This window comes from Methylotuvimicrobium buryatense (assembly GCF_005931095.1).
In the GTDB taxonomy this organism is placed as follows: Bacteria; Pseudomonadota; Gammaproteobacteria; order Methylococcales; family Methylomonadaceae; genus Methylotuvimicrobium; species Methylotuvimicrobium buryatense.
The window spans coordinates 1,789,078-1,813,212 of the sequence record NZ_CP035467.1; the positions used below are offsets into that span (position 1 = coordinate 1,789,078).

Genomic DNA, 24,135 nt, shown 5'->3' on the forward strand with positions numbered 1-24,135 from the left:
AGTTTCAGATGTTCTCCCGATCGGCATCGGGCGACAACAGCATGCCGCAAATCGTGACGGGGGCTCAATCAATTGCATTGTGAAGCCTCGGTATCGAGTCGGTTGAGTTGTCAGTTGCGATAAAACCACACATAATTTTCAAAGAGACGAACTAACCAATCAAAACTTGGCAATTATTTGCCTTTTACATCTATGATTGGTGGCAGATTCGAGCTAATGGTTTAAAATCCTGGCCGACGGTATTATTCGCTAACTCCCAAAGACAGTATCAAAAATGCTCCAACAGAAAAAACAATCAACAATTGATAGAGCAGATTATATCTTTCTGAGAAGACAGTTGTTGAATTGGCGGGATAAACACGTCGAAGCCATTCAACATCACCTGAATCGTGAGCTTGTCTTATTATTTCAAGAGCTGGACGCAGAAATCGATAAAATGACTTTGCGGCAAACTTTCCAAAACAGCGCCTACGTAAAAAAACATGTAGAACCCATCTATAGCCGATGGCTAGAAAATGAAGTGACGTTTTTGATTGAATCTGCCCAATACGAACTTAATGTAATCTACGAACATCGATTGGAATATGAGCGACCCGATAATGAACTGAATCATAAGGACGATAAGAAAAATGTGTTGGAAACAACCACAGCCGTTTTGTCCACAGGTGTTGCCGTTGCTGCCATACCCACAATTTTATCCTTATCAACAACTACCATATCGGCAGGAGGCGTACTTGGTTTGTTGGGAGTGACAACGACAGTGATAAGTTGGCCGGTCGCATTAACAGGGGGCGCGATTGTGTTGGGGTTGGGCGGTTTTGGCGTCAGTAAGGCAGCCAAGCTCAAATTCAATGCCGAAAAGCGCTTCAAAGACAAAATACACCAAGCTATTCGTGAATCAGTACTACCCAATGAAAAAGAAAATTCCGTATGCCAAGTTTTGCAGGCAAAAATTATCGGCGTTGCAAAAACCCTACTCGATGAGATAAAAACATGATTCATGGCATTCTTTTGCCGTCCCCGCTAAATTCTCAGCAGATATAGCTAATGGTGCTGTATATCGCATAGGTTCGTTATTGAAAGAACAGGGCACTGGAAAAATTGTTGCCCATGTCCAAGAAACCGGTATGGCGCAGCAGGTTCTCAGTGGACTAATGGGATTTCCTTTTTCACCTCTGAATACTTTAAATTTAGCCTCGGCCGCCTATACCAACGTACAACTCAATCAATTAAAAATCATGGTTGAAGGATTACAGATACTGCAATATGCCAACCTGGGCGTGGCGATTGCCGGTATAGGCGTGAGTGTAGCGGGTTTCGCTATGATAACTTCGCGATTGAAAGGTATCGAAGGACAAATTACACATTTGGCCGAGTCGATGAGGCAGTCTTTCCAGGATTTATTTGATAGGGAGTTAAGATCGCACTTTTCTCATGTTTACGTGCTATTCGAAAAAGCGGAAACGGCCGGTGCTTTATCAAACCCAACGAACGAACTGGTCAGCGTAGCTTCTCAGTTGACCGACGAAGGTGGATTTTTTCGAAATGAGATTATTCATTTATTGGAACAGAAACAATTCGATGCCGAGTTGTTTACCTCGTTAGTCAGATCGTTAGCGCTATGTAATGCCGGGCGCGTGGAATGCCTCCTGTTAGCAAACGAGCTGAAGTCAGCGCATCGTGCGGCGGATATGATAGGTCGTCATTATCGGGAGCTGTTTGATGACTTGGTTCCTACGCACTTAGCCACTAAACAAATTGCCCGGGCCAATGAACAGCACGAAACGAGCTACAGTCGGTTGCGAGAAGAACAACCGAAAATGAAATGTCTGGTACAAGGACTCAGGGATGTGACGGAAGCCGGCTTAACCAAACCGTTATTGATTGAAAGTCTGATGGAACAAAAAATAAACGGTCGAGATTACATTATGAGCTTACGTAACGAGAAACAGCATCCGCTATTGCTGTTAGAGCATACTGTATTATGAATTAAATGGCTTTAGTTAGGGCGCGGTAAGCACCAATTTTTGAGACGAAGTGAGTTACATGATAGATAGCTATTTAAAAAATGAAACAATGCGTAGTGGCACCGAAGCGCAATGTGAAGACAGTTTAGAACAGTCCCGCTGGTCCCAAGGCTTTCGCTGCCCCGACTGCGGTCATGCCGAACACTATGTGCTTAAATCAGGCGGACGCAAAACCTTCCAATGCCGGTCCTGCCGGTTACAAGCGTCGCTGATTGCGGGCACTTTATTCCAGAGCACCCACCTTAAACTGACGGTCTGGTTTCTGGGGATCTACTTGATCAGTCAGGCTAAGACTGGTTTGTCCGCCCTGGCTTTGAAACGGCAGTTGGGCGTCAGTTACCCTACCGCTTGGCTGATTCAGCAGAAACTGATGCAAGCGATGGTCGAACGGGATGCCCGGTACACCTTGGACGGCGAAGTTCAGGTGGACGATGCCTATCTCGGTGGCGAATTGGCTGGCGGTAAGGCCGGGCGCGGCTCTGAGAATAAGGCGCCATTTGTCGCGGCGCTCTCGCTCAGCCACGAGGGACAGCCGAGGTTTATCAAAATGGCGCCGATTCCGGGTTTTACCCGTAAAGCCATTGCCAATTGGGCACAAGGCGATCTCAGCCCCGGTTGTGTCGTGCAGTCCGACGGCTTGGCCTGTTTTGCCGGCGTGACCGATGCCGATTGTCAACACCAGGTAACCGTCGCCGGTGGCCGGAAACCTAAAGACCTGCCTGAGTTCTGTTGGATCAATACGGTACTGGGCAATCTCAAAACCAGTCTAGGTGGCGCCTACCATGCTTTCGATTTCGCAAAATACGGCACCCGTTACTTAGGTGCGTTCGCGTACCGCTTTAACCGGCGCTTCCGACTCGATACCATTACTACGCGCCTTATCGTGGCTGCGGCTACGACTGGACCCCGCTCGGATTATTGGCTTCGGCAAACTGAAGCATCTTGCTAATCAGGTGTCCTTATGTGCTTCATTTGAATTGCCGCCTATGGCACGACGGGCATTATGGGCTTATCGCGGCGATCCGAAAACCGGCTCTAAAATAAATGTCTGCCACGATTTCGTCGACCGTTTCGGTGCGGATAAAACCGTCGTCGTATTCAGCGACATGGACCCGAAGGGGCTGGAAATCGCGTTGACGATGCCGCATGCAAATTACTGGCTCGGTCCTGTAAACTGGGTTGAAAAAAACAAGAAGTGGGAAATCACGAAGGCTACGATACTTAGGCGAGGTCGGTGGCTTATCTGAAACGTCTGTCGGGAGCCGGTGCGCTGTCCGAGCCGATGAGTGCCTTAATAGAGTGTCTGCAAAACGAACGCAGCAGTTGCCGGCAAGAGCACATGTACAGCCACAAAATCGAGTTGGGCTTATTTCCTATACGCTAGCGGAAGGCCTTGATACGAACGTAACTCTAGGCGTAGGGTGCGCATCGCGGACCCTAGCGTTAGATCAGTGAAGGCATAAAATAGCTAATAAATGGCATTGAGTTCGCAAAAACTACAATATGATGTTACCCAAGCTCCAGCTCTCGCCGTTATACATAAGTCGAAGATACCGTCTTGCCACCTTGGCGAATAAGACCTCGATACCCTTTGTTGTTGCTTAACGTACCCGGCTTCGAAATCGCGACGAAGGCGTCGCTCCCACAAGGGGGACCGGATGCTCTGTGGGAGCGATCCCCAGATCGCGATTTCGAAGCAACTGTTGTTCAATTCCGCAGATTTATCAAACAACACCGTTCCCAGGTATACGATGACCTCTGTTTAGCAAGTTTATCGATATTTGTGTATAACGATGAGAGCTCCAGCTTGGGAAAGAGCGTGATGTGGATTGGCCGTTTTTAGCTTGACGCGCATGGCTTGCGAACCCCGTCATGCTAGGGATATGCAGATCTTCGGCTTTAGCTGAAGAAACTTGCTAATCAGGTAAATATTTCCCGTAAAATCATGCTTGATAACGGTTATCGAAAGACTTATTATGGCTATAAATATAGCTATATTAGAGGTGTCTCCGATGAAAACCAGTACCATAGCCGAGGCAAAAAACAACCTGTCACAATTGATCCATCAGCTTGAATCGAATGAAGCGATTCATCTTACCCGTCATGGCAAGCCTGTTGCCGTGATGTTATCAGAGGCCAACTATAAAAAGCTGACCCAAAAGAATACAGGCTTATTCAAGGCCATCCAACAATGGCGTTGTCAATTGGACGCGGATAGCGCCTTGACTGATGCCGAACTCAAACAAATACGTGAAGCCAGCCAGGAACGGGAATTTTCATGGGACGAATAAGTTATTTGCTGGATAGCAATATTCTCTCGGAGCCCGCACGCTTAAAGCCCGATGACAACGTTTTACAACAGCTTGCCGATCACGACGGTGAGTATGCAACAGCGGCGATTGTCTGGCATGAGCTGGTCTATGGTTGCGAGTTACTGGCAGCGTCTAAAAGGAAAAAACAATTACAATCCTATTTAGCGATGTTATCGGCTAATGGCTTGATGGTTTTGCCGTATGACCAAGCCGCCGCAGATTGGTACGCAAAAGAGCGGGCCAGATTACAACGCCAGGGACTTACCTGTGCTTATGCTGACGGTGAAATCGCAGCGATTGCCGTTAGCCAAAATTTAACGCTGGTGACCCGAAACACTAAAGACTTCGACAACTTTCAGAATTTGGCCTTAGAAAATTGGTTTGAATGAGCCTGATTGACTGACAAAACTCTTAACTCCTTAATGGCATAGCAAAAAGGAAAATACGGCAGGGTAAATCATCCATCCAGCGGGATCGATCGGGTTGCCGTTTATTCGCCCGAGCGGGCTCGGGGGCGTGCAAAGCGTGCAGAACTAGACTGTCAATGATGGCATCACCGCGAGCGCAAGCTCGCCGGATCCAATCCCAGCCGATACGGGCATAGCTATAACCGCGAAACCAATGCGGATCGACACACCGCCGCTTGCCTGAGGCAACGACCGCACCCCCTTGGCAAACCAACACCAAGGTGGCGACAGCCATGATGAAACAGAGCCTTTGAAGTACCTCGGTTTCGCGCAATTGCGAAGACTCCCACTGAAAACCGTTGGATTTGTGATCCAAAAAGCCCTCTTCGATGTTGAAGCGCCGCCCATATTCATAGAGCGTATCGCCATTGGTGGGCTGGTCGCTGACGATGATCCATGGTTCTTTCGCCCCTTTTTCCCAGCCGACCGCCAAGTGCGCCGGGATATGCGCACCGGTCACCCCGACATGGTGGTAATAACAAACTTCCCCGGCTAGCAATCGTAAGGTCAACTTGCGGTAGCCGCTGCCCGTTTTTTGGTAAAACCCGACGGAACGCTTGCAGCGAATACGCGCGTGCCAGCCGGCCGTCTTGCGAATCCAATTCAGCAATTCGCCATGTAAAAAGCCACGATCCGCCAGCAAGATGATCTCTCGTTCCGGAAACAGTCGCGCCGCAAACCCCAATACGCCTCGGTAGTCTTTGAACGCCACGCTCGCACTGGGATGTTTCATCACTTTCCAAACTAATGGAATCGACCTCCCACGATAAACCAGCGCCAACTGGATCACGCAGAACGTGTCCCAGAGCATCGAAGTATCTAAGGCGACCAGCAACGGCTCTTCCGCCACGTCCTTCAGAGCCTCCCGCAATAATGCCGCATACAAACGCAACACATCGATACGCCCATTCGTCAGCCAACGCTTGAAACGTCTCTCGACGCTTTGCGCCATTTCCGCACGGCTAACGACATAAGGCGACCACTTACTTAGACTGATCCAACCACTGGACAATAAACCCAACACCATCCAAGCCACGGTATACAGGTGCCGTCTATCGCGCCATGGCGCATGGTGCAATAATTTCAAGATGCTATCGTATAAAGGCGTGCTCTGTTTCATGTTTCGCTTCCTTGCTAGAACCGGTCAAATATCGATATTATCTCCTAATCTTTTCGACTTTTGAGTTTTGTCAGTCAATCAGCTAAGCTGACAGTCAATATCGAAATTCACCTTTTTACGTGACTGATAGGTGGCTGTCCTCCGGCATTGGATCATGTCATTGCTAAGTTTAGTGGTTGCAGCTATGCTACCGCATACTTATGAAAATTGCCGTAGATACCAATATTTTTTTGGCGGCCTGTTTAAGCCAAGGCTCTGCTAACGCGGTGATTGCTGCTTGTTTACGAGGTCAGGCCATTCCTTTAATGGGCACGGCATTGTTTAACGAGTACGAAGATGTAATGGCCCGGACAACTTTATTTCAACGTAGTCGTCTGAGTGCTTAAGAACGTAATGAGCTTCTAGATATTTTCCTCTCGGTTTGTCAGTGGGCACGAATCTATTATGGCTGGAAGCCGAACCTACCTGACGAGGGTGATAACCATTTGGTCGAGCTTGCGGTTGCCGGTAATGCGCAATTTATAGTAACTCGTAATCTTCGTGATCTATCCGGAATGGAATTGAATTTTCCGCATTTGACTGTACTGACACCTGAAGCATTTTTGAAGGAAATAGCAACATGACAGCACTGACCGTAAGACTACCCGACGACAAGTACCGTCGCCTTAAAGAGGTGGCTCATCAGCGTGGCATCAGCGTCAACCGTCTGATCGACGAAATGGCCACTTTGATGCTCGCCGAGTTGGATGCTGAAACTCGTTTTTTAATTAGAGCGGAAAGAGGCCGTGGAAACTTGGCGCGAGGCTTAGAATTACTTAAGAAAGACTAGGGGCTGTTGCCGTTTCACATAGGTAACCATAAAAAAGCGCAAGCTAAGGCCACAGAAGCTTCAAAATTTCGTTTTAGCTTGTCATATCGTGTAGCAATAGCTCTGAAATGTTTCAGTCTTGCAAACACATTTTCAACGAGGTGACGATATTTGTAGAGACACCAATCCATATCATCATTCCCTACGTTTGAATTCTTTTTTCTTGGAATGACAGGAACAGCTCCTTGGCCTTGAATCTGAACATGTAGTGGTTCACTGTCATAGCCTTTGTCAGCAACGATATAGTCAGCTTTAGGCAGTTCAGCGACTAAGGTTGGCGCTTCTTTACAATCATGAACTTGGCCACCTGTTACTGTAAAGCGGATGGGAAGACCACAGGCATCAACAGCCATATGAATTTTGGTCGTATTACCCGCAACAGATTTACCAATCGCCGATTCTTGCCCATAGGCCGGACCGCTACTATGCTGATGGTAAATATTCAGTCCCCGTGCGACAAGCGAAGCTTGTCATTTCTGACAAGGTGAAAGTCCTTGTATGGGAAATCTAAGGATAGATTTCATAAGGTTTAACCAACCACCATTATCGAGTGTTGCGTCTCCGGCGGAGCGTTGCTAGCGGTTACGACTGTGGCAAAGGCGAACAAAGGTCAGGCGAAGCGTACACAGAGAACTGTGTAGGTTACAGGGGATACGCGCATCCCTGAAGCTGTTTTAGTATCGTAAGAATAGAGAAGCAAATGGCGACGTTGTGGGGTCAACGGAAGCCAATACAAAGGAATCGTTTTGGTAAGATTCCGGAGGGTTTGCCGGTATTGTAAAGCGTGACATGTACAGAGAGAAATGACAAAGAACTTGTGAGACCCATAAAGTTCCTGAGCGAACGACAAGGTATGCGGAGTTTAGCCACATCCGGGGAAACCCAGATCCAGAGGTAACCGAAACCTAAATCTTAGCGACAGGTAAGCCTACCCAACCGAAAGAAGGATGGCTGAAGACCGTATGGGAGTCAGATTCACTCATAGTACTCGGCGCGTGGGAGAGCCACGTACAGGGGAAAGGGGTGGACTGAACTGCGTAGCCTGCAAAGGCCAACTTCAACCGGACATGAAGGACTGGAACAATGAAGCAAACCTCCCTGCAGGGGATAGCAAACAAAGCAGCACAGGATAACACTTACCGATTCCGGAATTTATTTGGGATGTTAAGCGTTGGTTACTTGTTCTGGTGTTGGGATTTTATCAACAGGAAAGCAAGTGCGGGAGTGGATCGAATCGACGCGCAAGCCTACGAGGAAAATCTGCTCGTGAATATTGACCAATTGGTACAACAAGTCAAAGCAAAGACCTATCGGGCAAAGTTGGTTCTTAGAAAATACATTCCCAAAACAGGAGGTAAGTTACGGCCACTGGGAATACCCGCAATAGCGGATAAGCTACTCCAGCTTGGAGTCGCTAAGATACTGGAAGCCATCTACGAGCAAGACTTTCTAAACTGCAGTTTCGGATACAGACCGCGAAGAAGTGTACACAATGCCATAAAAGAGTTAAGCAGTGCGCTACGGACAGGTTGGTATCATCATGTCGTTGAAGCTGACATAAAAAAGCTTCTTCAGTACTATCGATCACGAACTGCTACTGGAAATGCTGGCAACGCGAATAGATGACAAACCCTTCCTGAATCTTATCCGTAAATGGCTAAAAGCTGGGATATTGGAAACCGATGGACAAGTCATCCACCCGATCACGGGAACGCCCCAGGGAGGGGTTGTTTCGGCGATTCTGGCTAATATCTATCTCCATCATGTATTGGATGTATGGTTTGAGGAAAAGGTACGGAAACATTGCACAGGACAGGTCTATTACTGTCGCTATGCGGATGATTTCGTCTGTGCCTTTCAAAATGCAAGAGATGCCAAACGTTTCTACGAAGCGTTGAGCAAACGATTAGGTCGTTATGGATTGCAAGTTGCAGAGGACAAGACTCGGATTATTGAGTTCAGTCACTGTAAAGCGCGAGCCAAGACCAAGTTTGATTTTCTGGGGTTTGAATTCCGTTGGGGTGTTAATCGGTGGGGAAAACCCACCTTAAAACGTCGTACCTCTCGAGAAAAGCTTCAGGCATCATTAGCTAAGCTCAAAGAATGGTTCCGAAAATACAGTGGATTACCGAAGAAAATCCTATTTGCCAAGCTAAATAGGAAACTACGGGGTTACTATAATTTCTACGGTATTCGAGGGAACAGCAAAAGCTTAAGCAGTTTTGCATATCGAGTAGGGCAACTCTTCTATAAATGGCTGAACAGGCGTAGCCAACGCAAAAGCTATAATGTAGTTGGGTTCAAAGCATTACTTAAAGACTTTGAATTAATCAAACCGAGGATATGCCATGATTTCTAAGAATACTTGTGCGGCGAATATGTGCGAAGTGAGCAGTTCAGAAGAGCCCGGTGCGGTAATTCCGCACGCCGGGATCTGTGAGGGGGCAGTTGGGTAACTGGCTGTTCTACCTTGATCTCTTTGAAAAAGAGGGGCTAGGGGAGATTTTTTAAATAAATCCCCCTCAATCCCCCTTTTTCAAAGGGGGAGGGCAATATTGCGGTAATTTGCCAACGGGGTCTGAATACTTACCATCGTGATGATCCTTAACGGGTTCCGGTTTTCAATGGAGCGACGTTTTGCGTAATGGGTGAGGTGTGACCTTGTATTTAATCAGCAATCTTAAAGATTGCCGTCTTCATGGTCTTGGCTTCAGGATTGATAGAGCCGCCGGTTATGTCATTGTCGGTTTATAATTCGCTAATGCCTTGAACAACGAAAAGGGTATCATGGTCGCCTCGCCGATTGTCAAGAAAGTGCGTTTCAGGTCGTGACTCTGATTGACTGACAAAACTCAAAATTCGAAAAAATTAGGAGATAATATCGATATTTGACCGGTTCTAGCAAGGAAGCGAAACATGAAACAGAGCACACCTTTATACGATAGCATCTTGAAATTATTGCACCATGCGCCATGGCGCGATAGACGGCACCTGTATACCGTGGCTTGGATGGTGTTGGGCTTATTGTCCAGTGGTTGGATCAGTCTAAGTAAGTGGTCGCCTTATGTCGTTAGCCATGCGGAAATGGCGCAAAGCGTCGAGAGACGTTTCAAGCGTTGGCTGACGAATGGGCGTATCGATGTGTTGCGTTTGTATGCGGCGTTATTGCGGGAGGCTCTGAAAGACGTGGCGGAAGAGCCGTTGCTGGTCGCCTTAGATACTTCGATGCTCTGGGACACGTTCTGCGTGATCCAGTTGGCGCTAGTTTATCGTGGGAGGTCGATTCCATTAGTTTGGAAAGTGATGAAACATCCCAGTGCGAGCGTGGCGTTCAAAGACTACCGAGGCGTATTGGGGTTTGCGGCGCGACTGTTTCCGGAACGAGAGATCATCTTGCTGGCGGATCGTGGCTTTTTACATGGCGAATTGCTGAATTGGATTCGTAAGACGGCCGGCTGGCACGCGCGTATTCGCTGCAAGCGTTCCGTCGGGTTTTACCAAAAAACGGGCAGTGGCTACCGCAAGTTGACCTTACGATTGCTAGCCGGGGAAGTTTGTTATTACCACCATGTCGGGGTGACCGGTGCGCATATCCCGGCGCACTTGGTGGTCGGCTGGGAAAAAGGGGCGAAAGAACCATGGATCATCGTCAGCGACCAGCCCACAAATGGCGATACGCTCTATGAATATGGGCGGCGCTTCAACATCGAAGAGGGCTTTTTGGATCACAAATCCAACGGTTTTCAGTGGGAGTCTTCGCAATTGCGCGAAACCGAGGTACTTCAAAGGCTCTGTTTCATCATGGCTGTCGCCACCTTGGTGTTGGTTTGCCAAGGGGGTGCGGTCGTTGCCTCAGGCAAGCGGCGGTGTGTCGATCCGCATTGGTTTCGCGGTTATAGCTATGCCCGTATCGGCTGGGATTGGATCCGGCGAGCTTGCGCTCGCGGTGATGCCATCATTGACAGTCTAGTTCTGCACGCTTTGCACGACCCCGAGCCCGCTCGGGCGAGTAAACGGCAACCCGATCGATCCCGCTGGATGGATGATTTACCCTGCCGTATTTTCCTTTTTGCTATGCCATTAAGGAGTTAAGAGTTTTGTCAGTCAATCAGGGTCGTGACTACTAAACTCGATTCCGGTTTCTTTGCACACTTGCGCTATGGGTTTACGAGGAATGTCCATTACGCCGTCTTTGGTATCGCCGGTCAATGTTTACAGGTAATGACTTCAAGAACCAAATGAATTTCACCGAATGATTTCGGCAAAATTTTCAAGGACTGGATGCTGCTCAATGTAATGACCGGTGTGGTGTTGGAAAAGACGATCATAACGAATAAGGTTAGATTTTGGTTCGCGTTGCTCACAAAATCTAACCTTATTCGTTAGGCTTCTTGGAAAATTACTGTGCCAAATATTCAACTTCCACCCGATGTACTTCGTTCTATTCCAGGGGATTTGCCAATTCCTTTGAATGATGGGGCGTGTGAACATCTGGAAAACATGCTGCTGCCCGATGTGTCTCTATGGTCAATTGATGATCAAGAAATCAATCTATCCCGCTTGTCTGGTTGGAATGTAATTTTCTGCTATCCAATGACAGGTCGCCCAGGATTTGCCATCCCAGAAGGCTGGGTTCAAATTCCCGGTGCCGCTGGGTGTACGCCACAAGTCTGTTCATTTCGTGAAAACCATACTGAATTCAACCGTAATGACGTAGGTATTTACGGCATAAGTGCTCAATCATCAGAGATACAAAAAGAAGCTGCTAGTCGTTTAGAGCTGCCTTATCCGCTTTTGAGCGATGCCGATCATTATTTTTCCTCAAGTTTGAAATTGCCTCTGCTTGAAGTCGAAGGGTTAAAATTGCTCAAAAGATTGACTCTCATTACCCAAAGTGGAATGATTAAAAAATGTTTTTATCCTGTCTTTCCACCAGATAAAAATGTTATTGAGGTGATGGTTTGGCTCTCCGAGAATCAAGCTTAACCCAGCGCTCAACCGGAGAGCGGGAGCTAAGAATTTTGTGTTGAACAACAGAATTGAGGTCAATTTTTAATGGGATATAAATATGAAACGTGCATTTACTCTCGAATATTGGTTAGATGATGGATGGTATGTTGGCAAACTTAAGGAAATCCCTGGTGTATTTAGCCAAGGTGAGACACTAGAGGAGCTGGAAGAAAATATTGAAGATGCTTATAAACTGTTAATGGAAGAAGAGGTGCAAACTAACCACCCAGTATCACAAATAAAAGAAGTCTTGGTCGAAGTAGCGTGAAGCGAGGAAACTTTATTAGAGAGTTGGTTGAAGCGGGCTGTTACCTTAAACGTCATGGTAATAAGCACGATATTTATGCAAATCCTGCAAATGTTAAACAAACTCCGGTTCCAAGACATTCCGAAATAAAAGAGAGTCTTTGTCGGCTTATCAAGGGGCAAAATTGGGGATATGAAACTGTCTACGCCTACCCTAGCGCTCCAGCGGACTCCGCTAATGCTCCGCTTCGCGGAGCCATCGGGTCAGATAAGTAGCTTGTGCATGTCAAAACGACATACAGTACCAAACGCAACGCCATCAATCAGATCAAGCAGCCTTAGGCGCTCCTTATCTGACCTGTTAAATTCTATCGTATTCCGTCAGCTATCCGTACAGATTGAATGTATCTAAAATAGGGTCTACAATTGCCAATAATTACGGAATTGTTCCGTACATGGGAGGTATTATGGCTACAGCTCGTTTAGATATTCGACTTGACGAAGAAATCAAGGCTAAAGCGGAAAAAGCTTCAGCTTTGCTTGGGTTAAAAAGCCTAACAGAGTACGTTGTTAGGCTAATAAACGAAGACGCAACTCATGTTATTGAAAAACATGAAAGTATTGCAGTCAAAGACAGTGTGTTTGATGAATTTATTGCAGCGTGTGATAAAGCAAAAGCGCCCAACCGAGCTCTACTGGATGCTGCTAAATTTGCAGAAGAGAGCGGCATTGAGTGAGTTGGGGCAAAGAGTTCGTAGAACTCAGTAAATCAAAACATGATCGCAACTCGTTTGATTGTGGCGTGCAAGAGCTAAACACGTTTATCAAAACTCAAGCAGCAAGGCATATGGAAGCGGGGATCAGCCGCACAATGGTTTTGCCAAGTGCCCACCCATTATTAAACCAACAGTTTGCCATTTGCGCATTTTATAGCGTTGCTCCAAGTTCAATTAGTCGTGAGACGCTGCCGGCACAACTTGCTAAAAAACTTCCTAAATATCCGGTACCTGTTTTCTTGCTTGCACAATTAGCGGTGCATAAAGAGTTTCATGGTGCGGGACTTGGTAAAGTTTGCCTTATTCGCGCGTTGAAATACTTGTGGGATGTGAACCATTATATGAGAGCTTATGCAATTGTTGTCGACTGCTTGACCGATTCAGCACAAGCCTTTTATGCGAAGTTCGGCTTCGAGGTCTTGTGTGAACACAATGGACGCATCCGTATGTTCTTACCGATGAAAACGGTAGAACAGCTTTTCAGCCAATAGGTTACGAACAAAACAAAGAATTTAAGAGGGATAGCCAACGCATGGCACTACAGCCTCACAACCCGGCAAGACAAACCAAACTAAAAACAGGGACCCAATGTTCGAACAAACCTTCAAAAATATCGACGACGTACTCCTAGCAGGACGGGGTTTGCAGCCCCGTCCTAAACGTTTCGACTTTGGCCGAAGCTAGCCGAAATGTTTAGGGCAAACCGAAACGTTGGGGACGGGTTAAATAACCCGTCCCGCAGAAGGTGGTATGCGTTGTCTGCCCCTTAATGCGGCGTTAGCTCTACAGCCTCACAACCCGGCAAGACAAACCAAAATAACAACAGGGATCCGAATGTTCGAACAAACCTTCAAAAATATCGACGATGTACTCTGGAAAGAGGCCGGTTGTACCACTGAGCTGGATTACACCGAGCAGACCTCGTGGATGCTGTTTCTCAAATACCTGGATGATCTGGAGCAGGACAAGGCCATGCAGGCCGAGCTACAGGGCAAAAGCTACGAATTCATCATCGATGCGCCGCACCGCTGGTCGAGCTGGGCGGCACCCAAGGACGGCAAAGGCAATTTCGACCACAATAACGCCCTGACCGGCGATGACCTGATCGATTTCGTCAATCGCGACCTGTTCCCCTATCTGCAAGGCTTCAAGCAACGCGCCAGCGGCCCGGCTACCATCGAATACAAGATCGGTGAAATCTTCGCCGAGATCAAAAACCGCTTCACCAGCGGCTACTCGCTGCGCGATGCGCTGGAATATATCGACGCGCTTCGCTTTCGCTCACAGAAAGAAAAACACGAGCTGTCGCATATCTACGAAGCCAAAATCAAGAACATGGGCAATGCCGGGCGCAATGGCGGCGAGTATTACACGCCACGGCCACTGATTCGCGCCATGATTCAGGTGATTAACCCCAAAATCGGCGAACGCATTTACGATGGCGCCTGCGGTTCGGCGGGCTTTCTCTGCGAAGCCTACGACTACCTGCGTTATGGCGGATTTGAGGCTGAGGGCAGCGGTGAGAGTAATGAAGGCGGCAAGGGTGCCAGCCTCAGCACCGGCCAGCTCAACACGCTGCAAACCACTACCTTCTACGGCAAGGAAAAGAAAAGCCTGGCCTATGTGATTGCCATTATGAACATGATTCTGCATGGCATCGAAGCGCCGAATATTATTCACACCAACACCCTGGCCGAGAATATCAGCGATATTCAGGAAAAAGACCGCTACGATGTGATTCTGGCCAATCCGCCCTTTGGCGGCAAGGAGCGCAAAGAAGTACAGCAGAACTTCCCGATCAAAACCGGCGAAACCGCTTTTCTGTTCTTGCAGCACTTCATCAAGAACCTCAAAGCCGGTGGCCGTGCGGCGGTGGTGATTAAAAACACCTTCCTCTCCAATTCCGACAACGCCTCCAAAGCGCTGCGTCAGGAATTGCTGGAAAACTGCAACCTGCACAGCATTCTCGACTGCCCCGGCGGCACCTTCTTAGGCGCGGGGGTCAAAACCGTGGTGCTGTTTTTCGAGAAGGGCGCACCGACCCGCAATATCTGGTATTACCACCTCGACCCCGGCCGCAGTCTGGGCAAGACTAATCCGCTCAACGACAACGACCTGAAAGAATTTGTGCAACTGCAAAAAACTTTTGCCGATTCGGATAAGTCCTGGAGCGTGAGTATTAAGGACATCGACCCGACCAGCTTTGACCTGTCGGTGAAGAATCCCAATAAAGTGGAAGAAGATCCGCTGCGCGATCCGGAAGTGATTATCAACGAGATCGAAACCCTGGATGCGGAGAGCGTGGAGATACTGGAAGGGATTCGGGGGATGCTTTGATGCATGGGTGGAAGACAGTTAGCCTTGGCGATGTCTGTGTTATTGAAAAGACAAAGTACAAAGATGGTGAGTTACCGTATGTTGGTATGGAAGACATAGTAAGCGGCACAGGTAAATTTGTAGGAAGTCGAGAGCCAAAGAAAGTAGGAAGCTCAACTTTTCATTTTACACCTGAGCATCTACTTTATGGGCGTTTGCGACCTTACCTTAATAAAGTGCTGTTACCGGATTTTGAAGGGCATTGCTCGTCAGAGATTTTTCCACTTCTACCAAAATCTGAGCTTGATAAGTCATTTCTTTTTTACTGGATAACAAGTGAACAGGTTGTAAAAGAAATTAACCGTACTTGTACTGGCGCGAGGATGCCAAGGGCTAATGTCAATGAAGTGCTTAAATTTGATATTCCCATCCCACCAATTGATGAACAAAAATGCATCGTCGCCATTCTCGATGAAGCCTTTGCCGGCATCGACACCGCGATAGCCAACACCGAAAAAAACCTCGCCAATGCCCGCGAGTTGTTTGAGAGTTATTTGAATTCGGTTTTCTCGGAACGTGGTGAAGATTGGGAAGAAACTACCCTTGGTGACTCATGTGAGTTTTACAATGGTAAGGCGCACGAAAAGTGTATTAATGAAAGTGGAAAATTCGTGGTAGTTAATTCTAAGTTTATATCTTCGGATGGTGCCGTTTTCAAAATGACAGATAATCAATTGTTTGCTTTGCTAACTAAGGATATTGCAATGGTGATGAGTGATGTTCCAAAAGGGAAAGCTTTGGCGAAATGCTTCCTAGTCGATGTGGATAAAAAATATACTTTGAACCAGCGGATATGCTGCATACGTTCATCAAATTTCGTTACCAAATATCTCTATTACCATTTGAATCGACATCCATATTTATTGAGTTTTGATAACGGAGAAAATCAGACTAATTTAAGGAAGAATGATATTTTGAAATGTCCCCTTCTCATGCCAAGTGAGGAAGAGCAGAGTGATATCGTTAGTCGGTTAGACTCCATGGGTGAGGGAACACAACAGCTTGCAGCCATCTACCAACAAAAACTCAACTCCCTAAAAGAACTCAAACAATCCCTACTCCAAAAAGCCTTCTCCGGCGAACTCACCGCAAAACCTGACAAACTCATCGATGAGGCGGTGGCATGATTGTTGTCGCTGTGTCTCCGAAGTATCCGATTGTCATTCCTAAAGAAATTTGCGAATCTATGGGAATTGTTCCAGGGCAAAAAGTCCAGGTCATGTCATATCAGGGGCGAATCAAAGAATAGTTAGGGAAAATGATGAAAAAGCAGAAGCGCCTCCAATTTCGGAAGCAGATGCTGCAATTGATTGAAGCACATAACCTCCAAATTGGAGAAGAATGATGAAAGACTATCATATCAATATCTTTTATAGTGAAGATGACGAGGGATATATCGCTGATATTCCGGATCTTAAGGCGTGCTCAGCTTTTGCTGAAACACCGGCTCAAGCCTTGGCAGAAGTGTTGGTAGCCAAAGAGAGTTGGTTAGCCGCTGCAAAAGCAAACGGAAAGCACATTCCTCCTCCAATGTATCGTCCCGTTATTTATGAGATTACATAGAAATGCCGATCAAGTCGCTGCACCTGATCGGCTCATTGCTGCGTTCCTCAGCTGTTGCAACAACTGCCGCAAATGATACTGCTAGTAGAGGCTTCTCAAACTTCGCTTGTCATCAAAAAAGCACTTGATGCCGGTTTGATTAAAAGTCCCGATCCCGATCACCCTCGTGCCGGATACGCCAAAGCGGGGTGAGTCCGGTGCCGGTTAACCCCAACGTTATGTCCTTATTGCCTAGCAGTCTCAGCGCTGACTTGTGATAAAATCATGCAATATATTTTCTGTCTGAGGTAAATACTTTGGAAATACAGTCACTTACAATATCTGAGCGAATTATTCTAGCCGAAGCTTTGTGGGACAGCGTAATCGCGGAAGATGCGATAATTGAACTCACTGAGTCCCAGAAGGAGGAGCTAGACCGGCGATTGAAATCGTTCGAAATCGACCAAGATATAGGTTCTCCGTGGTCAAGTGTTAAAGCGCGAATACTTTCAAAGTAAATGAATTACGCGCTTACACTTCGGAAAGAAGCCGAATTTGATATTGGCGAGCATTTCCGTTTCTATGAAGAGAAGAGAGAGGGTCTTGGCTACGATTTTCTCCTATGTGTTGAAGAGGCTTTAGATAAGGTTCAAAGAAACCCACTTATTTACCGTAAAGTTCACAAAGAATTAAGACGGATTCCAATACGCAGGTTCCCTTATCGTGCTTTCTACTTCGTTCAAGGTAAAAGAATAATTATCACGGCGGTTTTTCATGTGCGTAAAGATCCTACATCTTGGTCCAGCCGCACATAAACAAGCCATTAAATACACACCGTCCGCTTGCAGGTCGCTCGTTCCTCGCGCCGTTTATGGCAAGCGTTGGGCGGTCTGTCCTTCTCATGACGAGAAAGCGGAACTTCGTCATTTGATATCGTATAGGATACGGTCTTGACTGAGTTTTGATTGCGATAGGAAAACACCTCATGATCGAAGTTGGCCTTAATGAAGCAGAGACGCGCTCCGAACTGATCGACCCCGCGTTAAAAGCCGCCGGCTGGGGCGTGGTGGACGGCAGCCGGGTGCGGCGTGAGGTGATTACCTTGGGGCGCTTGCAGGGTGCGGGCAAACGCGGCAAGCAGGATATTACCGATTATGTGCTGTTTTATAAAGGCCAGAAGCTGGGCGTTATCGAGGCGAAAAAGCAAAGCCTGCCAGATACCGAAGGCGTGGCACAGGCTAAGCGCTATGCTGAGCGCCTGCAAACCCGCTTTACCTATTCCACCAATGGCGTCGGTATTTATCAGATTGACATGCACACCGGCAAGGAGGCTTATGTCGATCGCTACCCCACGCCCGAAGAGTTATGGGCGCTGACCTTCGCCAAACCGAATCCCTGGCGTGAACGTTTCGGCGAAGTGCCATTTGAAGATAAGGGCGGTTTCTGGCAGCCGCGTTATTACCAGCACAATGCGATCAATAACGCTCTGGAAGCCATCGCCGAGGGCGAGCAACGCATATTACTGACGCTGGCTACCGGCACCGGTAAAACCGCGATTGCCTTTCAACTGGCCTGGAAACTGTTTCACAGCCGCTGGAATTTAAGCAGGGAACCCAATCGACGGCCGCGCATTCTGTTTCTAGCGGATCGCAATATTCTGGCCGATCAGGCCTACAACAGCTTTTCCGCCTTTCCGGAAGATGCGCTGGTCCGCATTGATCCGGAAACCATCCGCAAGAAAGGCCAGGTGCCGAAAAACGGTAGCCTCTTTTTTACCATTTTCCAGACCTTTATGTCGGGCCAGGATAGCCAAGGCAATTCGCTGCCCAGTTTTGGCGAGTATCCGCCGGACTTCTTTGATTTGATTATTATCGATGAATGTCACCGTGGCGGTGCCAATGACGAGAGCAACTGGCGCGGCATTCTGGAGTATTTCTCGCCCGCCGTGCAGTTGGGTTTAACCGCCACGCCCAAACGCAAACACAATGCCGATACCTATGCCTATTTTGGCGAGCCGGTGTATGTCTATTCATTGAAACAGGGCATTAACGACGGTTTCCTTACCCCGTTTCGGGTACAGCAGATTGCCACCACGCTGGACGATTATGTGTACACGCCCGATGACACGCTCATTGAAGGCGAAATAGAAGAAGGCCGGCGTTATACCGAAGATGACTTTAATCGGGTAATCGAGATTAAAGAGCGCGAAGCCTACCGGGTGAAACTGTTTATGGACATGATTGACCCGAACCAGAAGACGCTGGTGTTCTGCGCCACTCAGGAACATGCCCTGGCCGTGCGGGATTTGATTAACCAGTATAAAACCAGTAGTGATCCGAATTACTGCGTGCGGGTAACCGCCAATGACGGCGCCGAGGGCGAGCGTTTTCTGCGCCTGTTTCAGGATAATGAAAAAACCGTCCCCACCATTCTGACGACATCGCAGAAGCTCTCGACCGGAGTGGATGCGCGTAATATCCGCAATATAGTGTTGTTACGCCCGATAAACTCGATGATCGAGTTCAAGCAGATTATCGGTCGCGGCACGCGCCTGTTTGACGGCAAGGACTATTTCACCATTTATGATTTTGTAAAGGCCTATGAGCACTTCAACGACCCGGAATGGGACGGCGAGCCGTTGGAACCGGAAGTCTGCAAACGCTGCGGCAATATTCCCTGTACCTGCGCGGTAACACCGCCCGAGCGCTGCAAAATATGCGGACGGACCCCGTGTGAGTGCGATCGGCCGGAGCCGGAATTTTGTCCTTATTGCGGTGAATTTCCTTGTATTTGTAAGAAGACGGTTAAAGTGAAGATCAAGCTGGCCGATGGCAAAGAACGATTGATTCAATACATGAGTTCCACCAGCTTCTGGGGGCCGGATGGAAAACCCCTGTCAGCCGCGCAATTTGTCGAGCGTCTGTTTGGCCAATTGCCGGAATTATTCAAAAACGAAGATGAACTGCGCAGACTTTGGGGCCAGCCACAAACCCGCAAGAAACTGCTTGAAGGGCTGCAAGAACGTGGCTACGGCATGGAGCAGTTGCGGGAAATCGGCAACATGATCCATGCCGAGAAAAGCGATCTCTATGATGTGCTCGCCTATATTGCGTTTAATCAGCCGCCGCTCAGCCGCGCCGAGCGTGTCGAATCGCATCGCGCGACTATTTTTAACCATTACCCGGATTATCCGCAACGGGAGTTTCTACAGTTTGTGCTCGGCCACTATGTTGAACGCGGTGTCGGTGAATTGGATCTGGAAAAACTGCCGCAGTTGATCGAGCTGAAATACCACAGCCTCCATGATGCCGTTAACGAACTGGGCGAGGTGAGGCACATTCGGGAAGTGTTTGTGGGGTTTCAGCAGGATTTATACTGAAGGCAGATTCGCTTTAGCCATCCGCCATCAGAGACTTGTTGATTCTACGTTGATACTGAAGTTACGGGCGATTAGCCAACTTATGTCGCGACGGCTTGGATGATGAAAATCTTAGCAGTTGTCTGGATTTTATTGGTCGGGGTGGTGTGGTGATAGCTAAGTATGGGAATGCTTGACGTGGAATAGAGGTTTGCGGCGGTATGCGAATATCTGGGGTGTTAGATTTTCTCGGGTTGTGTAAAAATGTAAATTCAGACAGTCTACGGATACACCCATGAGCAATCGAACTGACCTAGCTTGGACTTTTATATTACTGGCTTTAAGCCAATCAGCCATTAGCGCCGATACTGAACTTAACCCCGAGTTTTCTATTTGCATGGATCAATCGGGTGGCGTGACGATGAACATGATTGACTGTATCACTGAGGAAGATCAGCGGCAAGATACGCGGCTTAATCGTGTCTACAATGAATTGATGGGAACGCTTTCGGCAGAGCGCAAAACCGCGTTGCGAGACGCGCAACGGGCTTGGTTGAAATACCGCGAGGCGAATTGCCATTTTTATGATGATCCTGATGGTGGATCAATAGCCCGTGTTCAGGCCAACGATTGTTTCATGACTGAAACGGCTCAACGAGCCAAAGAACTGGAAAATATTAGGTCTATGAGGTGATGCCACTCAGCACCGTAGTACCGTAGGGCGTTTTCGCGCCAGCAAAACGCCATGAATCAGCAAGCCTCTAATGGCGGATTGCTAAAGCGAGTCCGCCTTACGGGTTACGGGTTGGTGTCAAAAAATTTTACATTATTTTTATTAAGTTTTTATCGTAAGTGTTAGTCTGTCGAATGGCTGTTAGCCCAAGCTAGACGCGACTTTGGAGATAGCGTTTAGTACAAAATCTGACCGCATTTTCTTTGTAATTATTCAGACCCCTACGTTAAAAACAAGCTGGAACTTTGCATCCCCCTTGAAAAAGGGGGATTTATTTAAAAAATCTCTCCTAACCCCTCTTTTTCAAAAAGGGGTCTGAATATTTACTTTTTTCTTTTACCGCCATTTTTTGTCCTTATTGCAATCCCGTTTTTAGTATTTGTCGATAAATTTTACAATAGTTAGCCAATATTTGTCGCAGCATAAAAATAATCTATAAAAATCAATGCAATAAAGAAAGGTACGATTTTTGCTTTAAATTTTCGTAGGGGTTAAAGCAATTAATTTTAGAAATCCAGTGCCGACCAAAGTTAGGACCGTGAGGCTAATAATTGTTCAACCCTTTTTGAAAGATATCGATCATGTTCGCAACTAACCTGAGTGCAGAGATATCTTTTTTATTTTTTCGTATTCTTGTCATTAGGAGGCTTCAATGCTATTCAACAAGGCCCTGCTTACGTCTGCTATTTTAGTCGGCGGTCTCGGTTTTTCGGTCGCAAGCTATGCGGCACCCATCACGCTTAATCCCAGCGATTTCACAGGGGGAACTGTTACGGATGATTTCGGCGACACAGCTGACATAAATTTCACCTGGAGTGTTAGTGGCGACATGCGTAAGTGGAGCGGCGGCTATAGTGGAGAGGATGCGTTTTACTGCGGAACTAATGCGACAGCCGAATGCTTTTTCAATTTAGAACCACTCGGCGGCGCCTTACTAACCCTGATTTCCTTTGATCTTGGAAACTATCTAAACAGAAATCCATCAGTGCCTTGGTCCATTTTCGATCTTAATGATCTAGATAATGCAGTTCTAACGGGTACTGCAGAAATACTTGCTACTTCTCCGTTCAGCGTTACAGCGAATGTCACTTCTTCGACAGGCTTTCAGGTCCGTTTCGGTCCAGACGGGTGGAACAATGGCCTGACTTCGCTGACCTATACCATTAATGATCGGCAGACCGGATCGGTTCCGGCTCCTGGTGCGCTTGAGCTTTTGGGGTTAGGTCTACTGGGTTTTGCAGCAAAGCTACGGCGCCGGGTATCAGCTAAGGCCGGGTCGGCGTGACGGGATTGCGCCCGTCATCCCACCCACACCACCGGACATGCAGTTTTCCGCATCCGGCGGTTGGAGCTAATGGCTATCGCCACTCAAACTTTGCATAGTCCATAGGTTAGCCTACCTCCGTTGGTTGAATGGATCAGCAATGCAACGATGATAAGACTGAGCATCAGCGCTACGCCTTTCCAGAAAACAACCGGGTTTCGTTCGATCAGCGGAGGTCGGGTTTTATTCAAAAATCCCCAACGTTTCGGTTTGCCCTAAACAATTCGGCTGACTTCGGCCAACGTCAAAACGTTTAGGACGGGGTTGCAAACCCCGTCCTGCCAGGGAATTGTTACCCGACATCAATGCGACCGAAGCCATGGCGCCGGCGATCGCGGAATCGATTCGTCGGGAGTTATTACGCCTGAACAGCGAATTCGCTCATTACACGCCGGCCGAAAGACAGCTGCCCAAACTGACTTTACATGCCTTTGCCGATCCCGACTATTTTCCCGCAGGTGTGAAACATCGCTATACGCGAAACTAATTGCATAACTCTTGAGTAATTATTCACATCCACTTATCGCTGCCATGCTCCAACGCTCATCGTTATACATAAATTGTAGGGTAGGTACGCTGCGCGTACCAAAGTCGTGCCCTTCTGCGGGACGGGTTATTTAACCCGTCCCCAACGTTTCGGTTTGCCCTAAACAATTCGGCTGACTTCGGCCAACGTCAAAACGTTTAGGACGGGGTTGCAAACCCCGTCCTGCCAGGGACATGCTGGTTTTTGGGTTTTAGCTGAAAAAACTTGCTAATCAGGAAGGACTTTGAATTGACTCCCTTGATACTCGAAAATTAACTAACCTTAATGAAGGTGTTATACCCATCGTAGATCAAAATTCGGCACCGGGGTGCCCGTCAAAGGACGCCGTGAATACGTCCATGTAGGCTCTATGCCAGCATCCATGCTGGCAAAGCCTTAGCGAGCGCCATGGATGGCGTGAATGTCGATTTTGCAGGAGCAAAAATCGACCTAGCACCCCGGCGCCTCCTTAAGCATCGCCGAAATTTGAAGTGCGAAAGGTATAGGAAAAACTTGAAACCTCGAAGGGGAACAATATGCTTTGGCTTTTACTGTTACACATAGCGGCTGTGATCTGTTGGTGCGGATCATTGCTCTATCTGCCCGCGTTGATGACGGGTGTTTATTCTGATAGTGAAGAGGAAAGCCACCAAGCCTTGACGCTCAAAGTCTTCAGCAGTCTCGCGACGCCGGCCGCGCTGGTCGCGATCGCATCGGGTACTGGCTTGTTCCTAACCGGCGGCATTATCGACCGATGGCTTATTTTGAAGCTAATCCTGGTCGTGATACTCGTAATGTGTCATGCTCTTACCGGCTGGATTCTAATTCGTACCGAGCAAGCGCCCGATAAAAATTTCACCCTGCCGTGCGTAGCAATCGGAATTACGGCAGCGATATCCATTCCGGCAATCGTTTGGGTTGTGTTGACCAAGCCTTTTTAGGAGTTAACTGTGAGACATCTCAAGGTGACTATATCAAGGTTCGGAATGAACTCCGACGCCATGTCCATAAACCAGTTGCCCGCCCAACATGCTGGTGACGGCAATCAGCGCCGCCGTCAGCAGCGAAATATACAAATACCAAAAATCGAAGCCGCTTTCGTCATAAAAGCGCAACGCCCAATTGAACGAAGCCAGCGCCAGCGTCATGACCGCCAGCAGTGCATGGATCCAAGCGATAAGCAAATTTCGGATGCGCGGAACGAATACCAGATCGATGAAGCCCGCCAGCCCGGCAAACCAGCCGCCGAAGCTGCCAAGACCCGACAGCCACAAACCGACTCGAATCCAGAATGGGTCCGTCGTATAGAGATAGGCCAAATCGGCTCCTACCAAGCCGAGCAAAAAGGCTACCGGGAAATGGATCAGCATCGGGTGGATCGGATGTCCGCCGATGGACATACGGCTGATGATGGGTTCTTTCGCCATTACGCTCTCCTTTCTCGGTTGAA

Annotated in this window: 30 protein-coding genes and 2 pseudogenes; 28 read left to right on the plus strand and 4 right to left on the minus strand. The window is 47.9% G+C overall.

The genetic code is table 11. The features are described from left to right. Nucleotides 1-274 precede the first annotated feature (274 nt). The 7 genes from EQU24_RS08110 to EQU24_RS08135 all read left to right on the plus strand — a co-directional run bounded on the left by EQU24_RS08110 (nucleotide 275) and on the right by EQU24_RS08135 (nucleotide 4,728). The gene (locus tag EQU24_RS08110) at nucleotides 275-997 is read left to right on the plus strand and encodes a hypothetical protein (RefSeq protein WP_017839963.1); all 723 of its coding nucleotides are present in this window, start codon (nucleotides 275-277) and stop codon (nucleotides 995-997) included. Between the two features lie 79 nt (nucleotides 998-1,076). After that, nucleotides 1,077-1,988, plus strand: coding sequence for a hypothetical protein (locus EQU24_RS08115; RefSeq protein ID WP_138767130.1), 912 nt, complete (start codon nucleotides 1,077-1,079; stop codon nucleotides 1,986-1,988). Between the two features lie 58 nt (nucleotides 1,989-2,046). Continuing rightward, nucleotides 2,047-2,976, plus strand: a complete 930-nt coding sequence (locus EQU24_RS08120) for an IS1595 family transposase (RefSeq protein ID WP_017839961.1) — start codon at nucleotides 2,047-2,049, stop codon at nucleotides 2,974-2,976. 37 nt (nucleotides 2,977-3,013) lie between these two features. Continuing rightward, nucleotides 3,014-3,274 carry a DUF7281 domain-containing protein gene (locus EQU24_RS08125; protein WP_017839960.1) on the plus strand — a complete coding sequence of 87 codons (261 nt, stop codon included), beginning with the start codon at nucleotides 3,014-3,016 and terminating at the stop codon, nucleotides 3,272-3,274. Beyond that, entirely contained in the window at nucleotides 3,262-3,411 is a 150-nt protein-coding gene (locus EQU24_RS22340; protein WP_017839959.1) for a hypothetical protein, read from the plus strand. Before EQU24_RS08125 ends, EQU24_RS22340 begins: the two co-directional genes overlap by 13 nt. Before the next feature lie 628 nt (nucleotides 3,412-4,039). Continuing rightward, nucleotides 4,040-4,318: a type II toxin-antitoxin system Phd/YefM family antitoxin gene (locus EQU24_RS08130; protein WP_017839958.1), complete on the plus strand. Its 279-nt coding sequence runs from the start codon at nucleotides 4,040-4,042 to the stop codon at nucleotides 4,316-4,318. Nucleotides 4,319-4,323: 5 nt separating this feature from the next. Beyond that, nucleotides 4,324-4,728 carry a type II toxin-antitoxin system VapC family toxin gene (locus EQU24_RS08135; protein WP_231692872.1) on the plus strand — a complete coding sequence of 135 codons (405 nt, stop codon included), beginning with the start codon at nucleotides 4,324-4,326 and terminating at the stop codon, nucleotides 4,726-4,728. Between the two features lie 22 nt (nucleotides 4,729-4,750). On the opposite strand, the gene EQU24_RS08140 is transcribed toward EQU24_RS08135, so the two are convergent. Next, a complete protein-coding gene (locus EQU24_RS08140; protein WP_138767131.1) occupies nucleotides 4,751-5,926 on the minus strand; it encodes a transposase in 1,176 nt (391 codons plus the stop codon). Nucleotides 5,927-6,126: 200 nt separating this feature from the next. On the opposite strand from EQU24_RS08140, the pseudogene EQU24_RS22930 reads away from it, so the two are divergent. Further along, nucleotides 6,127-6,549: pseudogene (locus EQU24_RS22930) on the plus strand (putative toxin-antitoxin system toxin component, PIN family). After that, nucleotides 6,546-6,755, plus strand: a complete 210-nt coding sequence (locus EQU24_RS08150; protein WP_014148599.1) for a hypothetical protein — start codon at nucleotides 6,546-6,548, stop codon at nucleotides 6,753-6,755. Before EQU24_RS22930 ends, EQU24_RS08150 begins: the two are co-directional and overlap by 4 nt. Before the next feature lie 14 nt (nucleotides 6,756-6,769). Here EQU24_RS08150 and EQU24_RS08155 read toward each other — a convergent pair. After that, nucleotides 6,770-7,228, minus strand: a pseudogene (locus EQU24_RS08155) (IS5 family transposase); the annotation flags it as partial. Nucleotides 7,229-7,877: 649 nt separating this feature from the next. On the opposite strand from EQU24_RS08155, the gene EQU24_RS23265 reads away from it, so the two are divergent. The 3 genes from EQU24_RS23265 (at nucleotide 7,878) to EQU24_RS08165 (ending at nucleotide 10,886) form a co-directional block, all read left to right on the plus strand. After that, nucleotides 7,878-8,420: a reverse transcriptase family protein gene (locus tag EQU24_RS23265; RefSeq protein WP_201764846.1), complete on the plus strand. Its 543-nt coding sequence runs from the start codon at nucleotides 7,878-7,880 to the stop codon at nucleotides 8,418-8,420. Further along, nucleotides 8,398-9,153 (plus strand): reverse transcriptase domain-containing protein, encoded by a 756-nt coding sequence (locus tag EQU24_RS23270; protein WP_201764847.1) that lies wholly within the window; start codon nucleotides 8,398-8,400, stop codon nucleotides 9,151-9,153. The genes EQU24_RS23265 and EQU24_RS23270 overlap by 23 nt, the downstream gene beginning before the upstream one ends. A 557-nt stretch (nucleotides 9,154-9,710) precedes the next feature. Beyond that, entirely contained in the window at nucleotides 9,711-10,886 is a 1,176-nt protein-coding gene (locus EQU24_RS08165; RefSeq protein WP_138767132.1) for a transposase, read from the plus strand. Nucleotides 10,887-10,999: 113 nt separating this feature from the next. Here EQU24_RS08165 and EQU24_RS22345 read toward each other — a convergent pair whose 3' ends face one another. Then, nucleotides 11,000-11,158, minus strand: coding sequence for a hypothetical protein (locus EQU24_RS22345; protein WP_175421670.1), 159 nt, complete (start codon nucleotides 11,156-11,158; stop codon nucleotides 11,000-11,002). A 40-nt stretch (nucleotides 11,159-11,198) separates the two neighbouring features. Between EQU24_RS22345 and EQU24_RS08170 the strand changes: the two genes are divergently transcribed. The 16 genes from EQU24_RS08170 (at nucleotide 11,199) to EQU24_RS08245 (ending at nucleotide 23,626) form a co-directional block, all read left to right on the plus strand. Next, nucleotides 11,199-11,780, plus strand: a complete 582-nt coding sequence (locus tag EQU24_RS08170; RefSeq protein WP_026130085.1) for a peroxiredoxin — start codon at nucleotides 11,199-11,201, stop codon at nucleotides 11,778-11,780. Between the two features lie 82 nt (nucleotides 11,781-11,862). Then, entirely contained in the window at nucleotides 11,863-12,072 is a 210-nt protein-coding gene (locus tag EQU24_RS08175) for a type II toxin-antitoxin system HicB family antitoxin (RefSeq protein ID WP_017839951.1), read from the plus strand. Further along, entirely contained in the window at nucleotides 12,069-12,326 is a 258-nt protein-coding gene (locus EQU24_RS23385; protein WP_138767133.1) for a type II toxin-antitoxin system HicA family toxin, read from the plus strand. The genes EQU24_RS08175 and EQU24_RS23385 overlap by 4 nt, the downstream gene beginning before the upstream one ends. 191 nt (nucleotides 12,327-12,517) lie before the next feature. Next, complete coding sequence (locus EQU24_RS08185) at nucleotides 12,518-12,787, plus strand: type II toxin-antitoxin system TacA family antitoxin (RefSeq protein ID WP_026130084.1); 270 nt, start codon at nucleotides 12,518-12,520, stop codon at nucleotides 12,785-12,787. Further along, entirely contained in the window at nucleotides 12,784-13,317 is a 534-nt protein-coding gene (locus tag EQU24_RS08190) for a GNAT family N-acetyltransferase (protein WP_017839949.1), read from the plus strand. Before EQU24_RS08185 ends, EQU24_RS08190 begins: the two co-directional genes overlap by 4 nt. 343 nt (nucleotides 13,318-13,660) lie before the next feature. Then, entirely contained in the window at nucleotides 13,661-15,163 is a 1,503-nt protein-coding gene (locus EQU24_RS08195) for a class I SAM-dependent DNA methyltransferase (RefSeq protein WP_017839948.1), read from the plus strand. After that, on the plus strand, nucleotides 15,163-16,329 hold the full coding sequence (locus tag EQU24_RS08200; protein WP_017839947.1) for a restriction endonuclease subunit S: 1,167 nt from the start codon (nucleotides 15,163-15,165) through the stop codon (nucleotides 16,327-16,329). The genes EQU24_RS08195 and EQU24_RS08200 overlap by 1 nt, the downstream gene beginning before the upstream one ends. Next, nucleotides 16,326-16,451 carry an AbrB/MazE/SpoVT family DNA-binding domain-containing protein gene (locus tag EQU24_RS23440; protein ID WP_017839946.1) on the plus strand — a complete coding sequence of 42 codons (126 nt, stop codon included), beginning with the start codon at nucleotides 16,326-16,328 and terminating at the stop codon, nucleotides 16,449-16,451. The genes EQU24_RS08200 and EQU24_RS23440 overlap by 4 nt, the downstream gene beginning before the upstream one ends. Nucleotides 16,452-16,543: 92 nt before the next feature. Next, on the plus strand, nucleotides 16,544-16,765 hold the full coding sequence (locus EQU24_RS08210) for a type II toxin-antitoxin system HicB family antitoxin (protein WP_209005077.1): 222 nt from the start codon (nucleotides 16,544-16,546) through the stop codon (nucleotides 16,763-16,765). Nucleotides 16,766-17,061: 296 nt separating this feature from the next. Continuing rightward, nucleotides 17,062-17,262, plus strand: coding sequence for an addiction module protein (locus tag EQU24_RS23445; protein WP_017839943.1), 201 nt, complete (start codon nucleotides 17,062-17,064; stop codon nucleotides 17,260-17,262). Next, nucleotides 17,263-17,559 carry a type II toxin-antitoxin system RelE/ParE family toxin gene (locus EQU24_RS08220; protein WP_017839942.1) on the plus strand — a complete coding sequence of 99 codons (297 nt, stop codon included), beginning with the start codon at nucleotides 17,263-17,265 and terminating at the stop codon, nucleotides 17,557-17,559. It begins immediately after the preceding gene. A 170-nt stretch (nucleotides 17,560-17,729) separates the two neighbouring features. Next, nucleotides 17,730-20,123, plus strand: a complete 2,394-nt coding sequence (hsdR, locus tag EQU24_RS08225) for an EcoAI/FtnUII family type I restriction enzme subunit R (RefSeq protein WP_017839941.1) — start codon at nucleotides 17,730-17,732, stop codon at nucleotides 20,121-20,123. A 274-nt stretch (nucleotides 20,124-20,397) separates the two neighbouring features. Further along, nucleotides 20,398-20,796, plus strand: a complete 399-nt coding sequence (locus tag EQU24_RS08230; RefSeq protein WP_017839940.1) for a lysozyme inhibitor LprI family protein — start codon at nucleotides 20,398-20,400, stop codon at nucleotides 20,794-20,796. Nucleotides 20,797-21,487: 691 nt separating this feature from the next. Further along, nucleotides 21,488-22,120: a hypothetical protein gene (locus tag EQU24_RS08235; protein ID WP_017839939.1), complete on the plus strand. Its 633-nt coding sequence runs from the start codon at nucleotides 21,488-21,490 to the stop codon at nucleotides 22,118-22,120. A gap of 328 nt (nucleotides 22,121-22,448) precedes the next feature. Next, entirely contained in the window at nucleotides 22,449-22,646 is a 198-nt protein-coding gene (locus tag EQU24_RS08240; protein ID WP_017839938.1) for a hypothetical protein, read from the plus strand. A 575-nt stretch (nucleotides 22,647-23,221) separates the two neighbouring features. Continuing rightward, the gene (locus EQU24_RS08245) at nucleotides 23,222-23,626 is read left to right on the plus strand and encodes a CopD family protein (protein ID WP_017839937.1); all 405 of its coding nucleotides are present in this window, start codon (nucleotides 23,222-23,224) and stop codon (nucleotides 23,624-23,626) included. Nucleotides 23,627-23,659: 33 nt separating this feature from the next. Here the strand turns inward: EQU24_RS08245 and EQU24_RS08250 are convergent, their stop codons facing one another. After that, nucleotides 23,660-24,112, minus strand: a complete 453-nt coding sequence (locus EQU24_RS08250; RefSeq protein WP_017839936.1) for a DUF2231 domain-containing protein — start codon at nucleotides 24,110-24,112, stop codon at nucleotides 23,660-23,662. Nucleotides 24,113-24,135: the final 23 nt, after the last annotated feature.

Coding starts and splice junctions, on each gene's coding strand:
- EQU24_RS23440 (WP_017839946.1), top strand. CDS start 16,326: ATGATTGTTGTCGCTGTGTCTCCGAAGTATCCGATTGTCATTCCTAAA.
- EQU24_RS08250 (WP_017839936.1), bottom strand. CDS start 24,112: ATGGCGAAAGAACCCATCATCAGCCGTATGTCCATCGGCGGACATCCG.
- EQU24_RS08125 (WP_017839960.1), top strand. CDS start 3,014: ATGGCACGACGGGCATTATGGGCTTATCGCGGCGATCCGAAAACCGGC.
- EQU24_RS08200 (WP_017839947.1), top strand. CDS start 15,163: ATGCATGGGTGGAAGACAGTTAGCCTTGGCGATGTCTGTGTTATTGAA.
- EQU24_RS08165 (WP_138767132.1), top strand. CDS start 9,711: ATGAAACAGAGCACACCTTTATACGATAGCATCTTGAAATTATTGCAC.
- hsdR (WP_017839941.1), top strand. CDS start 17,730: ATGATCGAAGTTGGCCTTAATGAAGCAGAGACGCGCTCCGAACTGATC.
- EQU24_RS08130 (WP_017839958.1), top strand. CDS start 4,040: ATGAAAACCAGTACCATAGCCGAGGCAAAAAACAACCTGTCACAATTG.
- EQU24_RS08140 (WP_138767131.1), bottom strand. CDS start 5,926: ATGAAACAGAGCACGCCTTTATACGATAGCATCTTGAAATTATTGCAC.
- EQU24_RS23265 (WP_201764846.1), top strand. CDS start 7,878: ATGAAGCAAACCTCCCTGCAGGGGATAGCAAACAAAGCAGCACAGGAT.
- EQU24_RS08245 (WP_017839937.1), top strand. CDS start 23,222: ATGCTTTGGCTTTTACTGTTACACATAGCGGCTGTGATCTGTTGGTGC.
- EQU24_RS08110 (WP_017839963.1), top strand. CDS start 275: ATGCTCCAACAGAAAAAACAATCAACAATTGATAGAGCAGATTATATC.
- EQU24_RS08230 (WP_017839940.1), top strand. CDS start 20,398: ATGAGCAATCGAACTGACCTAGCTTGGACTTTTATATTACTGGCTTTA.
- EQU24_RS23270 (WP_201764847.1), top strand. CDS start 8,398: ATGCTGGCAACGCGAATAGATGACAAACCCTTCCTGAATCTTATCCGT.
- EQU24_RS08185 (WP_026130084.1), top strand. CDS start 12,518: ATGGCTACAGCTCGTTTAGATATTCGACTTGACGAAGAAATCAAGGCT.
- EQU24_RS08150 (WP_014148599.1), top strand. CDS start 6,546: ATGACAGCACTGACCGTAAGACTACCCGACGACAAGTACCGTCGCCTT.
- EQU24_RS08175 (WP_017839951.1), top strand. CDS start 11,863: ATGAAACGTGCATTTACTCTCGAATATTGGTTAGATGATGGATGGTAT.
- EQU24_RS08210 (WP_209005077.1), top strand. CDS start 16,544: ATGATGAAAGACTATCATATCAATATCTTTTATAGTGAAGATGACGAG.
- EQU24_RS08195 (WP_017839948.1), top strand. CDS start 13,661: ATGTTCGAACAAACCTTCAAAAATATCGACGATGTACTCTGGAAAGAG.
- EQU24_RS08235 (WP_017839939.1), top strand. CDS start 21,488: ATGCTATTCAACAAGGCCCTGCTTACGTCTGCTATTTTAGTCGGCGGT.
- EQU24_RS08120 (WP_017839961.1), top strand. CDS start 2,047: ATGATAGATAGCTATTTAAAAAATGAAACAATGCGTAGTGGCACCGAA.
- EQU24_RS08220 (WP_017839942.1), top strand. CDS start 17,263: ATGAATTACGCGCTTACACTTCGGAAAGAAGCCGAATTTGATATTGGC.